This is a genomic window from Mycobacterium intracellulare ATCC 13950 (assembly GCF_000277125.1).
GTDB lineage: Bacteria > Actinomycetota > Actinomycetes > Mycobacteriales > Mycobacteriaceae > Mycobacterium > Mycobacterium intracellulare.
Genome location: NC_016946.1, coordinates 1,619,367 through 1,632,359 on the forward strand (window position 1 = coordinate 1,619,367; position 12,993 = coordinate 1,632,359).

Below are 12,993 nucleotides of genomic sequence, written 5' to 3' on the forward strand. Positions count from 1 at the left end.
AGCGCGAGGCCTATGGACGAATTCCAGGCGGGCCACGTACATAGCGCCCACACTCGGCGGTCACGTTGGTGACCTCGATGCTGCCCGCCGGGCTGGTGGCCACCGCCGTGGTTTCGGCCTCCAGCGCAAACCTGGGGCCGGGCTTCGACAGCATCGGTCTGGCGTTGAGTCTGTGCGACGAAATCACCGTGGAGACAACTTCCTCCGGCTTGGTCGTCACGGTGGAGGGGGAAGGCGCCGGCCAACTGCCGGTGGACGCCGACCATCTGGTGGTGCGCGCCCTCGAGCGCGGCCTGCAAGCTGTCGGGGTCCGCGCCCCCGGGCTGGTGGTGCGGTGCCGCAACGCCATCCCGCATTCCCGCGGCCTGGGCTCGTCCGCGGCGGCGGTGGTGGGCGGGCTTGCGGCCGCGAACGGCCTTGTCGCGCAGACGGATTGGCAGACGCTCGACGACACCCAGCTGATTCAATTGTCCTCGGACTTCGAGGGTCATCCCGACAACGCGGCGGCGGCCGTGCTGGGCGGTGCGGTCGTGTCGTGGGTCGACCGCAGCGGTGATCACCCGCGGTACGCGGCGGTGCCGCTGCGGCTTCACCCCGACATCCACCTGTACTGCGCCGTTCCCGAGGAACGCTCCCTGACGGCCGAGACCCGCGTGCTGCTGCCGGCGCAGGTCAGCCATGACGACGCACGCTTCAACGTCAGCCGCACCGCGTTGCTGGTGGTCGCGCTGACCGAACGCCCGGACCTGCTCATGGCGGCCACCGAAGATGTGCTCCACCAGCCGCAGCGCGCACCGGCCATGCCCGCCTCGGCGGAATATTTGCGGCTGCTGCGGCGTCATAACGTGGCAGCGACGCTGTCCGGGGCTGGTCCATCGGTGATCGCGATGACCACGGCGGCGGGGTTGCCCCCGGAGGCGGTGGAGTACGCCGCCACAAGCGGATTTGCCCTCATCAAGATGGCTGCCGGCGAACGAGTTCGCTGGAGTCCGGGAGTCACCGTCGCGGGTTGATCAACAGCGTGGCCGGAGGGTTTGCTTGCTTCCAGCAGGGATGGGGGCTATCCTCGGAGCCGTCCAGCAATCGCAGCATCTGCATCTGCATCCATACTGCCTTGCCGCTAGGACAACACCAATTCTTCTTGTGGACGAGGTTCGCCGTTTACTCCGCCGATCCAGGCGATCACCGTTGCAGAGTCGATGATTGGGCGCACTCGGCAATTTGGCTGAATGCAACGAACCCCCCGTATGACGTGATCATTGGGGGAAGAAAGGAACTCCGTGACTGATACGGACCTGTTCACGGCTGGCGAAAACACTGACGCCAATCAACTGTCTAATGCCGTGACCACTCACACTCCCGACGCGAAGACGAGCGCTTCGTCCGGCGCCCTGTCCACCATGGTGCTGCCCGAGCTACGCGCGCTGGCTAACCAGGTCGGCGTCAAAGGGACGTCGGGTATGCGTAAGAACGAACTGATCGCCGCGATCAAAGAAGTCAGGGGACAGGCCAACGGCGTGCCCGCCAACGGCACGAAGTCCACTGAGGACAGCGGCAAGCCGGACACCAAAGACGACGACACCAAAGACACCAAGGACGACAACGGCGCTGACGCACCGGCGGCCAAGGAAGGCCAGAACGGCGCAGCCCCCACCGAGGCGCCCCGCCGCGAACGACGCGGCGCTTCCCGCGACGCGGGATCGACCGACCGCGCCAACGAGGATGCCGATCGCGAGCGCACCGGCGGCCGAGATGGCGGCGCCACCGGCGAGACCGACGGCCGCGAAGGCAAGCAGGACAAAGACAACCAGAACGAGAACCGCGGCCAGGGTGGCGGGAGCGAGGATCAACAGGGCTCCGGCGGCCAGCAGGGCCGTGGCGGGTCGAACCAGCAGGACGACGACGGCGAAGGACGCGGCGGCCGGCGGGGACGCCGCTTCCGCGACCGCCGGCGCCGGGGCGAGCGCTCCGGAGAGGGCGGCGACGCCGAACTGCGCGAGGACGACGTCGTCCAGCCGGTAGCCGGCATTCTTGACGTCCTCGACAATTACGCGTTCGTGCGCACCTCCGGCTACCTGGCCGGGCCCCATGACGTTTACGTGTCGATGAACATGGTGCGCAAGAACGGCCTGCGCCGCGGTGACGCCGTCACCGGCGCGGTGCGCGTGCCGAAGGAAGGCGAGCAGCCCAACCAGCGGCAGAAGTTCAACCCGCTGGTCCGCCTGGACAGCGTCAACGGCGGCTCGGTCGAGGACGCCAAGAAGCGCCCCGATTTCTCCAAGCTGACGCCGCTGTATCCCAACCAGCGTCTTCGCCTGGAAACCACGCCCGACCGGCTGACCACGCGGGTCATCGACCTGATCATGCCGATCGGGAAGGGCCAGCGTGCGCTGATCGTGTCGCCGCCCAAGGCGGGTAAGACGACGATCCTGCAGGACATCGCCAACGCGATCACCAAGAACAACCCGGAATGCCACCTCATGGTCGTGCTCGTCGACGAGCGGCCCGAGGAGGTCACCGACATGCAGCGTTCGGTCAAGGGTGAGGTCATCTCCTCGACCTTCGACCGGCCGCCGTCCGATCACACCCAGGCCGCCGAGCTGGCCATCGAGCGGGCCAAGCGGCTCGTCGAGCAGGGCAAGGACGTCGTCGTGCTGCTGGACTCGATCACACGCCTCGGGCGCGCCTACAACAACGCCTCGCCGGCGTCGGGCCGCATCCTGTCCGGTGGTGTCGACTCCACCGCGCTGTACCCGCCCAAGCGCTTCCTGGGCGCCGCGCGCAACATCGAGGAGGGCGGCTCGCTGACCATCATCGCCACCGCGATGGTCGAGACGGGGTCCACCGGTGACACGGTCATCTTCGAGGAGTTCAAGGGCACCGGTAACGCCGAGCTCAAGCTGGACCGCAAGATCTCCGAACGCCGGGTCTTCCCGGCGGTCGACGTGAACCCCTCCGGCACCCGTAAGGACGAACTGCTGCTGTCGCCGGACGAGTTCGGCATCGTGCACAAGCTGCGCCGCGTGCTGTCGGGCCTGGATTCCCACCAGGCCATCGACCTGCTGATGTCGCAGCTGCGCAAGACGAAGACCAACTACGAGTTCCTGGTCCAGGTGTCCAAGACGACGCCCGGGATGGACAACGACTAGGGGGACCGTCGCTCACCGCGACACTTAAACCACGCACAAGACACACCGGGCGCCAGCGCCGTGATTCAAGTTCGCGGCGACCGCCCCGGGAATGGCGAAGCCCATCCCGCTGTTTTGGGGCATGACGGTTGACCCGGCATAATCGGACGCTGAAACGATCGAAGAGGACACCATGAAAGCTGACATTCACCCCGCCTACGCGGAGACCACCGTGCTCTGCGGATGCGGCAACACCTTCCAGACGCGCAGCACCAAAGAGGGTGGCCACATCACCGTCGAGGTCTGCTCGCAGTGCCACCCCTTCTACACCGGCAAGCAGAAGATCCTGGACAGCGGTGGCCGGGTCGCCCGCTTCGAGAAGCGCTACGGCAAGCGCAAGGCCGGAGCCGCTGCCGACAAATAGCTCGGTTACCGACGCCCGAACTGTGCGTGCAGTCGCACAGGCCGGGCGTCGGTTTGCGTTTGCGGCAGTGACGGGCGACAACGGGGCAGGAGGTGTGGCATGACGAAGCCGGTACAGACCATTGACGTGCTGCTGGCCGAGCACGCCGACCTCGAGCGACGGCTGGCCGACCCCGAACTGCACAGCAACCCCGACGAGGCCCGCAAGGCCGGACGGCGCTTCGCGCGGCTGGCCCCGATCGTCGGCACCTACCGCAAGCTGATGGCCGCCCGTGACGACCTCGAGGCCGCGCGCGAACTGGCCGCCGACGACGATTCCTTCGCCGCCGAGGCGAGCGATCTGGAATCCCGGGTGGCCGAGTTGGACACCCAGCTCACCGACATGCTGGCCCCGCGCGACCCGCACGACGCCGACGACATCGTGCTCGAGGTCAAATCCGGTGAGGGCGGGGAAGAGTCGGCGCTGTTCGCCGCCGACCTGGCCCGGATGTACATTCGCTACGCCGAGCGGCACGGCTGGACCGTCACCGTGCTGGACGAAACCACCTCGGACCTCGGCGGTTACAAGGACGCGACGCTGTCCATCGCCAGCAAGGGTGATTCGGCCGACGGGGTCTGGTCGCGGATGAAGTTCGAGGGCGGGGTGCACCGGGTTCAACGCGTCCCAGTGACGGAATCCCAAGGCCGCGTTCACACTTCGGCGGCGGGTGTGCTCGTGTATCCCGAACCCGAAGAAATCGGCGAGGTGCAGATCGACGAGTCGGATCTGCGCATCGACGTCTACCGTTCGTCGGGCAAGGGCGGCCAGGGTGTCAACACCACCGACTCCGCGGTGCGGATCACGCACTTGCCCACCGGAATCGTGGTCACCTGTCAAAACGAGCGCTCGCAGCTACAGAACAAGGCGCGGGCGCTGCAGGTTCTGGCGGCGCGCCTGCAGTCCTTGGCCGAAGAACAGGCGCTGGCGGACGCGTCGGCGGACCGGGCCAGTCAGATCCGCACGGTGGACCGCAGCGAGCGCATCCGCACCTACAACTTCCCGGAGAACCGGATCGCCGACCACCGCATCAACTTCAAGTCGCACAATCTCGATCAAGTGCTCGACGGCGACCTGGATCCGTTGTTCGATGCCCTGGCCGCGGCCGACAAGCAAAGTCGGCTGCAACAAGCATGACGTCCCAGCGACGACGCGGAGCGAAGCGATGAGGAGCGGGACACGCCAGCTCAGCCTGCGGCGCGCGATCGACGATGCGACGGCCACCCTCGCCGAAGCGGGAATCGATTCCGCGCGTTGGGATGCCGAGCAGCTGGCCGCGCACCTGGCGGGCATCGACCGCGGTCGCCTGGCGTTGCTCGAATCGCCCGGCGAGGACTTTCTCGGACGGTACCGCGACGCGGTGGCCGTTCGTTCGCGACGCGTGCCGCTGCAGCATCTGCTGGGGACGGCGGCATTCGGTCCCGTGCAGCTGCGCGTCGGTCCCGGCGTGTTCATACCCCGCCCCGAAACCGAGGCCCTGCTGGAATGGGCCCGCGCGCAACGACTTGCGCCACGGCCGGTCATCGTCGACCTGTGCACCGGGTCCGGCGCTTTGGCGGTGGCGCTGGCCCACCAGCGGGCCGAACTGGGGCAGGAAGCACGAATCGTCGCTCTCGACAACTCCGACGCCGCCCTCGAGTACGCGCGCGGTAACGCTGAGGGCACGGCCATCGAGATCGTGCGGGCCGACGTCACCGAACCCGGCGTGCTTCCGCAACTGGACGGAAGAGTCGACTTGATCGTGGCCAACCCGCCCTATGTTCCCGACGGCGCCGTGCTGGACCCTGAAGTCGCCCAACATGATCCCTACCAGGCGGTGTTCGGCGGGCCGGACGGTCTGGCGGTGATTGCTCCGATAGTGCGCCTCGCCGGCCGTTGGCTGCGTCCCGGGGGGCTGATCGGCATCGAGCATGACGACACCACTTCGCGCGAGACCGTGGAATTGTTCGTTCGCACCGGGCTTTTCGAGGACGTCCAGGCGCGTCAGGACCTGACCGGCCGGCCGCGGTTCGTGACGGCGAGGAGGAGTGGCGCCGATGACGCGCGTCGCGACGATGCAGAGCGCAGCGATGAGGAGGAGTGGCGCCAATGACCGACGTCTTTGACTGCGCCGATCCCGAGCAGCGCGCGCTCGGAATCGCCGCGGCGGCAGGAGCTCTCAAGGGCGGGCGGCTCGTGGTCATGCCGACCGACACGGTGTACGGCATCGGTGCCGACGCGTTCAACAGCGCCGCGGTCTCGGCGCTGCTCTCGGCGAAGGGGCGTGGGCGCGACATGCCGGTGGGCGTGCTGGTCGGCTCCTGGCACACCATCGAGGGGCTCGTCTACACCATGCCGGACGGCGCCCGCGACCTGATCCGCGCGTTCTGGCCGGGTGCGCTCAGCCTGGTGGTCACGCAGGCGCCGTCGTTGCAGTGGGACCTCGGCGATGCCCGCGGCACCGTGATGCTGCGGATGCCGCTGCACCCGGTCGCCATCGAACTCCTGCGTGAAGTGGGACCGCTGGCGGTCTCGAGCGCCAACATCTCCGGCCGTACGGCCGCCGTGGACGCCGGTGAGGCGCGAGATCAACTCGGCGATCTCGTCGACGTCTACCTGGAAGCGGGTCCGTCCGAGCAGGGCGCCGCCTCCACGATCGTGGACCTGACCGGACCCACGCCACGCATCCTGCGGCTGGGCCCGGTCAGCGCGGAGCGCATCGCCGAAGTCCTCGGTGTCGATCCTGAGGGCCTGACCGCCGAGGCCTGACTGGAGCGGTTGTCGCGAGCTCCCAGGTTTGTGCACTACGGTCTCGTTGGTGTCCAGCGACATGACCAACCTTGCCGGTGGTTTGCTCGCCCTTTCTGACCGCGGCGCCGGTGTTCCGCTACGCGAGCTGGCGCTGGTGGGACTCACCGCGGCGATCATCACCTATTTCGCCACCGGACCGGTCCGCGTGCTGGCGACCCGGCTGGGCGCCGTCGCCTATCCGCGGGAGCGCGACGTACATGTCACACCCACCCCGCGCATGGGCGGGCTGGCGATGTTTCTCGGCGTCGTCACCGCGGTGTTCCTGGCCTCCCAGCTTCCCGCGCTCACCCGCGGGTTCGTCTACTCCACGGGCATGCCAGCGGTCCTGGTGGCCGGCGCGGTCATCATGGGGATCGGGCTGATCGACGACCGGTGGGGCCTGGACGCCCTGACCAAGTTCGCCGGCCAGATCACCGCGGCCAGCGTGCTGGTCACCATGGGTGTGGCCTGGAGCGTCCTGTACATCCCCATGGGCGGGGTCGGCACCATCGTGCTCGACCAGGCGTCGTCGATCCTGCTGACGCTGGCGCTCACCGTATCGGTGGTCAACGCGATGAACTTCGTCGACGGGCTCGACGGTCTGGCCGCCGGGCTGGGCCTGATCACCGCGTTGGCGATCTGCATGTTCTCGGTCGGGCTGCTCCGCGACCACGGCGGCGACGTCCTCTTCTATCCGCCGGCGGTGATCTCGGTGGTGCTCGCGGGGGCGTGTCTGGGCTTTCTGCCGCACAACTTTCATCGCGCCAAGATCTTCATGGGCGACTCCGGCTCGATGCTGATCGGCTTGATGCTGGCCGCCGCCTCCACGACGGCGGCCGGCCCCGTTTCGCAAAACGCCTACGGCGCCCGCGACGTGTTCGCCCTGCTGTCACCGTTCCTGCTGGTCGCGGCCGTCATCTTCGTGCCGATGCTCGATTTGCTGCTGGCGATCGTGCGCCGCACCCGCGCGGGCCGCAGCGCGTTCAGCCCCGACAAGATGCATCTGCATCACCGGTTGCTGCAGATCGGCCATTCCCACCGCCGCGTGGTGTTGCTGATTTATCTGTGGGTCGGCATCGTCGCGTTCGGCGCGGCGAGCACGATCTTTTTCCGCCCCCGCGACACCGCCGCGGTGATGCTGGGCGCCATCGTGGTCGCCGGCGTCGCGACGGCGATCCCGCTCTTGCGCCGGGGCGACGACTACTACGACGAGGGGTAGTAGTAGGGGCGTGTTGTGTGGTACGGTCCAGGTAGAACCCCAAAAAGCCGCACAGGCGACCGGCCCCTCGGAGGCTCATCCGATCGGGCTGGTTCAAGACCGGCCTCGGGAGATACCCCTTGGGTGATTCAACTGTGACGTGCGATACGCTCGGCGGACCACCGATCAGTCGGTCGAGGGGTTCCCGTTTCACCAACCTGGGATTGAGGTGCTGCAGTGACGACACCAGCGCAGGACGCGCCGTTGGTGTTTCCCTCTGTTGCTTTCCGTCCGGTTCGGCTCTTCGCGATCAGCATTGCCATCACGGCGGTGGCGGTGCTCGCAGCCGGGCTATCCGGTCACCTGATGGTTGGCGTCTTCTTCGGGATCGGGCTGCTGCTGGGTTTGCTCAATGCGGTACTGGTGCGTCGCTCCGTTGAGTCGATCACCGCGAAAGATCACCCGCTGAAAAGGTCGATGGCCGTCAACTCGGCGTCTCGGCTGGCCATCATCACCGTCATCGGGCTGATCATCGCCTACGTCTTCCGGCCCGCCGGCCTGGGCGTGGTGTTCGGATTGGCGCTTTTCCAGATCCTCTTGGTGGCATCGACGGCGCTGCCGGTGTGGAAGAAGCTGCGCGCCGGCGACTGGGTGGAATCCGCGGACGGTGCCGGAGGCGGCGTCAACGCAGGATCGGAAGGTACGGAAGGAAGGAACACCACCGATGCCTGAGACGACGTTCCTGGCCGAAGGTGCGATCGAGGTCGGCGAACACAACCACGCCACCTGGCTCGGCATGACCGTCAACACCGACACCATCATGTCGACGGGGATCGCCGCGCTGATCGTGCTCGCGCTGGCCTTCTTCCTGCGGGCGAAGATCACCTCGACCGGTGTCCCCAGCGGTGTTCAGTTGTTCTGGGAAGCCATCACGGTCCAGATGCGCGACCAGATCGAGAGCGCGGTCGGCATGCGGATCGCGCCGTTCGTGTTGCCGCTGGCCGTCACCATCTTTGTGTTCATCCTGATCTCCAACTGGCTGTCGGTGCTCCCGCTGCAGTACACCGACGCCTCCGGGCACACCACCGAGCTGCTGAAGTCGGCGGCGGCGGACATCAATTACGTTCTGGCGCTGGCCCTTTTCGTCTTTGTCTGCTACCACGTGGCCGGCATCTGGCGCCGCGGCGTCGTCGGACACCCCCTCGCCGTGCTCAAGGGCCACGTGGCGTTCCTGGCGCCGATCAACGTCGTCGAGGAGCTGGCCAAGCCAATCTCGTTGTCGCTGCGACTTTTCGGCAACATCTTCGCCGGCGGCATCCTGGTCGCGCTGATCGCGCTGTTCCCGCCGTACATCATGTGGGCGCCCAACGCGATCTGGAAGGCCTTCGACCTGTTCGTCGGGGCGATCCAGGCCTTCATCTTCTCGATCCTGACCATCCTGTACTTCAGTCAAGCCATGGAGATCGAGGATCACCATGACTAAAGCCACCATGAATTGTTTTGTCCCACGCACCATTACAGAGGCCTGGTAGACCCCTACCAGATATCAAGGAGGATAAGAATGGCTCTGGACCCCCAAGTCGCTGCCGCTGCACTCATCGGCGGTGGACTCATCATGGGCGGCGGCGCGATCGGTGCCGGTATCGGTGACGGTATCGCCGGTAACGCGCTGGTTTCCGGGATCGCCCGGCAGCCCGAGGCGCAAGGTCGGCTGTTCACGCCGTTCTTCATCACCGTCGGTCTGGTTGAGGCGGCCTACTTCATCAACCTGGCCTTCATGGCGCTGTTCGTCTTCGCAACACCCGTCGGCACCTAGTTCGCTGTGATGGGTGACGCGAGCCTGAGCGTTCTGGCGTCCGGCCAGGTGGTGGCAGAGGGAGGCAACAACTTCCTCGTTCCCAACGGCACCTTCTTCTTCGTGCTGGCCATCTTCCTGATCGTGCTGGCCGTCATCGGCACGTTCGTCGTGCCGCCGGTCATGAAGGTGTTGCGCGAGCGCGACGCCATGGTTGCCAAGACGGCCGCCGACACCAAGAAGGCGGCCGAGCAGTTCGAGGCCGCCCAGGCCGATTACGAAGAAGCCATGACCGAAGCCCGAGTGCAGGCGTCGTCGTTACGCGACAACGCGCGCGCCGAGGGCCGTAAGGTCGTGGAAGAGGCGCGGGCCCGGGCCGAGCAAGAGGTGTCCTCGACGTTGCAGCTGGCCGCCCAGCAACTGAAGCGGGAAAGGGACGCCGTGGAACTGGATCTGCGTGCCAACGTGGCGTCCATGGCGGCGACGTTGGCCAGTCGCATCCTCGGCGTCGACGTCGCCCCCGCTGCAGCGACCACATCCGCAACCAAGACATCCGGACGGTAATTACGTATGTCGACTTTCATCGGCCAGTTGGTGGGCTTTGCGGCCATCGTGTTCCTGGTGGTGCGTTATGTCGTGCCGCCGGTGCGTCGGTTGATGGCCGCGCGGCAGGCCACGGTGCGCCAGCAATTGAAGGACGCGGCCGCGGCGAGCGATCGGTTGACCGAGTCGACCACCGCCCACAGCAAGGCCGTGGAGGACGCCAAGGCAGAGTCGAAACGCGTTGTCGAAGAGGCGGAGTCGGACTCCAAGCGCATCACCGAGCAGTTGTCAGCCCAGGCCGGTGTCGAGGCGGAACGCATCAAGTCGCAGGGCGGCCGCCAGGTCGACCTGCTACGTACCCAGCTGAGTCGTCAGCTGCGCCTGGAACTCGGTCACGAAGCGGTGCGCCAGGCCGGCGAGCTGGTGCGTAACTTCGTCGCCGACTCCGCACAGCGATCGGCCACCGTGGATCGATTCCTCGACGACCTCGACGCGATGGCGCCCGCATCGGCGGATGTCCAGTATCCGCTGATGACCAAGATGCGCTCGTCGAGCCGTGTCGCGCTGACCAACCTCTCGGAGTGGTTCAGCACCATCACCAAAGACCTTGACAACAAGGGACTTTCCACCCTGTCCGGCGAACTCGTCTCCGTGGCGCAGATGCTGGACCGCGAAATCGTTGTCACCCGGTACCTCACCGTGCCCGCCGAGGACGCGGAACCCAGGACCCGGTTGATCGAGCGGTTGCTCGCCGGCCAGGTCGGCGACGCTACCCTCGACGTTCTGCGCTCGGCCGTATCGGAGCGCTGGTCGGCCAGTTCCGACCTCATCGACGCCCTCGAGCATGTCTCGCGGCAGGCGCTGCTCGAAGTCGCCGAACGTGAGGACAAGGTCGACGAGATCGAGGAACAACTGTTCCGGTTCTCGCGCATCCTGGATGCGCAACCACGACTGGCGATCTTGTTGGGCGACTACGCCGTTCCGGTGGAAGGCCGAGTTGCGTTGCTGCGCAAGGTGCTCGACAGCGCGAGCACCAAGGTTCATCCGATCGCGGCCGCGCTGCTGACCCAGACGGTCGAGTTGCTCAGGGGCCAGCCGGCCGAGGAGGCCATCCAGTTCCTCGCAGAGGTTGCGGTGGCGCGCCGCGGCGAAGTCGTCGCGCAGGTCAGCGCCGCGGCCGACCTGAGCGACGCCCAGCGCACCCGCCTGACCGAGGTGCTCAGCCGCATCTATGGTCACCCGGTGGCGGTGCAGCTGCAGATCGACAGCGAACTGCTGGGCGGGCTGCTCATCTCGGTGGCCGATGAAGTGATCGACGGAACGCTCGCGTCCCGTCTGACCGCGGCCGAGGCGCAGTTGCCCGACTGACCACCCCAGACCAACCACAAATCCATCCCGACGCACGCGTTACGAAGATCAAGTAGGAAGACGAAAAGCCATGGCCGAGTTGACAATCTCCGCTGGTGACATTCAGAGCGCCATCGAGGAGTACGTAGGCTCTTTCACCTCCGACACCGCCCGCGAAGAGGTCGGTACCGTCGTCGACGCCGGTGACGGCATCGCCCACGTCGAAGGCCTGCCGTCCGTGATGACCCAGGAACTTCTCGAGTTCCCCGGCGGCGTGCTCGGCGTCGCGCTCAACCTCGACGAGCACAACGTCGGCGCGGTGATCCTGGGTGACTTCGAGAAGATCGAAGAGGGCCAGCAGGTCAAGCGCACCGGCGAGGTCCTCTCGGTCCCCGTCGGCGACGCGTTCCTGGGCCGCGTGGTCAACCCGCTGGGCCAGCCGATCGACGGTCAGGGCGACATCGAAACCGACGTCCGGCGAGCCCTGGAGATCCAGGCGCCCTCGGTGGTTCAGCGGCAAAGCGTGAAAGAGCCCCTGCAGACGGGGATCAAGGCCATCGACGCGATGACGCCGATCGGCCGCGGCCAGCGCCAGCTGATCATCGGCGACCGCAAGACCGGCAAGACCGCCGTCTGCGTCGACACCATCCTCAACCAACGGCAGAACTGGGAGTCCGGCGACGAGCGCAAGCAGGTGCGCTGCGTCTACGTGGCCATCGGCCAGAAAGGCACCACGATCGCCTCGGTCCGGCGCGCGCTCGAAGAGGGTGGTGCGATGGACTACACCACCATCGTCGCGGCGCCGGCGTCCGACTCGGCCGGGTTCAAATGGCTTGCGCCCTACACCGGTTCGGCGATCGCCCAGCACTGGATGTACGACGGCAAGCACGTGCTGATCGTCTTCGACGACCTGAGTAAGCAGGCCGAGGCATACCGCGCGATCTCGCTGCTGCTGCGCCGCCCGCCCGGCCGCGAGGCCTACCCGGGCGACGTCTTCTACCTGCACTCAAGGCTTTTGGAGCGTTGCGCCAAGCTGTCCGACGAACTCGGTGGCGGCTCGCTGACCGGCCTGCCGATCATCGAGACCAAGGCCAACGACATTTCGGCCTACATCCCCACCAACGTCATCTCGATCACCGACGGGCAGTGCTTCCTCGAGTCCGACCTGTTCAACCAGGGTGTGCGGCCGGCCATCAACGTCGGTGTCTCGGTGTCCCGCGTGGGCGGCGCCGCCCAGATCAAGGCGATGAAGGAAGTGGCGGGCTCGCTGCGTTTGGACCTGTCGCAATTCCGCGAATTGGAATCGTTCGCGGCCTTCGCCTCCGACCTCGACGCGACGTCGAAGGCCCAGCTGGATCGTGGCGCGCGGCTGGTGGAGTTGCTCAAGCAGCCCCAGTACCAGCCCATGCCCGTCGAGGAGCAGGTGATTTCGATCTTCCTCGGCACCGGTGGCCACCTGGACTCGGTGCCCGTTGAGGACGTCCGGCGCTTCGAAACCGAATTGCTGGACCACATCCGGGCCTCCGAAGAGAAACTCCTGTCGGGGATCCGCGACACCCAGAAGCTCTCCGACGAGGCGGCCGAAGAACTCGAGAAGGTCATCAACAACTTCAAGAAGGGCTTCGCCGCCACCGGTGGTGGATCGGTGGTGCCCGACGAGCACGTCGAGGCGCTCGATGAGGGCGAGCTCGAAAAGGAATCGGTGAAGGTCACCAAGCCTGCGCCCAAGAAGAAGGCAAAGAAGTAGCAACCT

Annotated in this window: 13 protein-coding genes; all 13 read left to right on the forward strand. The window is 66.5% G+C overall.

From position 1 onward, the window contains the following. Nucleotides 1-65: 65 nt before the first annotated feature. The 13 genes from thrB (at nt 66) to atpA (ending at nt 12,987) form a co-directional block, all read left to right on the forward strand. Complete coding sequence (gene thrB / locus OCU_RS32780) at nt 66-1,013, forward strand: homoserine kinase (protein ID WP_165576447.1); 948 nt, start codon at nt 66-68, stop codon at nt 1,011-1,013. Nucleotides 1,014-1,331: 318 nt separating this feature from the next. Beyond that, the gene (rho, locus tag OCU_RS32785) at nt 1,332-3,149 is read left to right on the forward strand and encodes a transcription termination factor Rho (protein ID WP_373368561.1); all 1,818 of its coding nucleotides are present in this window, start codon (nt 1,332-1,334) and stop codon (nt 3,147-3,149) included. Nucleotides 3,150-3,321: 172 nt separating this feature from the next. Next, nucleotides 3,322-3,552, forward strand: a complete 231-nt coding sequence (gene rpmE, locus OCU_RS32790) for a 50S ribosomal protein L31 (protein ID WP_008254787.1) — start codon at nt 3,322-3,324, stop codon at nt 3,550-3,552. A gap of 99 nt (nt 3,553-3,651) precedes the next feature. Beyond that, entirely contained in the window at nt 3,652-4,725 is a 1,074-nt protein-coding gene (prfA, locus tag OCU_RS32795) for a peptide chain release factor 1 (RefSeq protein WP_014379590.1), read from the forward strand. 28 nt (nt 4,726-4,753) lie between these two features. After that, on the forward strand, nt 4,754-5,680 hold the full coding sequence (prmC, locus tag OCU_RS32800) for a peptide chain release factor N(5)-glutamine methyltransferase (protein WP_014379591.1): 927 nt from the start codon (nt 4,754-4,756) through the stop codon (nt 5,678-5,680). After that, the gene (locus tag OCU_RS32805) at nt 5,677-6,336 is read left to right on the forward strand and encodes an L-threonylcarbamoyladenylate synthase (RefSeq protein WP_014379592.1); all 660 of its coding nucleotides are present in this window, start codon (nt 5,677-5,679) and stop codon (nt 6,334-6,336) included. The genes prmC and OCU_RS32805 overlap by 4 nt, the downstream gene beginning before the upstream one ends. A gap of 61 nt (nt 6,337-6,397) precedes the next feature. Next, nucleotides 6,398-7,576, forward strand: a complete 1,179-nt coding sequence (rfe, locus tag OCU_RS32810) for a UDP-N-acetylglucosamine--decaprenyl-phosphate N-acetylglucosaminephosphotransferase (protein ID WP_008254794.1) — start codon at nt 6,398-6,400, stop codon at nt 7,574-7,576. 216 nt (nt 7,577-7,792) lie between these two features. Then, nucleotides 7,793-8,287 (forward strand): ATP synthase subunit I, encoded by a 495-nt coding sequence (locus OCU_RS32815; RefSeq protein ID WP_008254797.1) that lies wholly within the window; start codon nt 7,793-7,795, stop codon nt 8,285-8,287. Then, nucleotides 8,280-9,038, forward strand: a complete 759-nt coding sequence (atpB, locus tag OCU_RS32820; protein ID WP_008254800.1) for a F0F1 ATP synthase subunit A — start codon at nt 8,280-8,282, stop codon at nt 9,036-9,038. Before OCU_RS32815 ends, atpB begins: the two co-directional genes overlap by 8 nt. Nucleotides 9,039-9,122: 84 nt before the next feature. Next, on the forward strand, nt 9,123-9,371 hold the full coding sequence (locus tag OCU_RS32825) for a F0F1 ATP synthase subunit C (RefSeq protein ID WP_024636915.1): 249 nt from the start codon (nt 9,123-9,125) through the stop codon (nt 9,369-9,371). 9 nt (nt 9,372-9,380) lie between these two features. Further along, the gene (locus tag OCU_RS32830; RefSeq protein WP_008254811.1) at nt 9,381-9,914 is read left to right on the forward strand and encodes a F0F1 ATP synthase subunit B; all 534 of its coding nucleotides are present in this window, start codon (nt 9,381-9,383) and stop codon (nt 9,912-9,914) included. A gap of 6 nt (nt 9,915-9,920) precedes the next feature. Continuing rightward, nucleotides 9,921-11,261, forward strand: a complete 1,341-nt coding sequence (locus tag OCU_RS32835) for a F0F1 ATP synthase subunit B/delta (RefSeq protein ID WP_009955320.1) — start codon at nt 9,921-9,923, stop codon at nt 11,259-11,261. Nucleotides 11,262-11,331: 70 nt separating this feature from the next. Beyond that, nucleotides 11,332-12,987 carry a F0F1 ATP synthase subunit alpha gene (gene atpA / locus OCU_RS32840; protein ID WP_008254816.1) on the forward strand — a complete coding sequence of 552 codons (1,656 nt, stop codon included), beginning with the start codon at nt 11,332-11,334 and terminating at the stop codon, nt 12,985-12,987. The last annotated feature ends 6 nt before the right edge of the window (nt 12,988-12,993 follow it).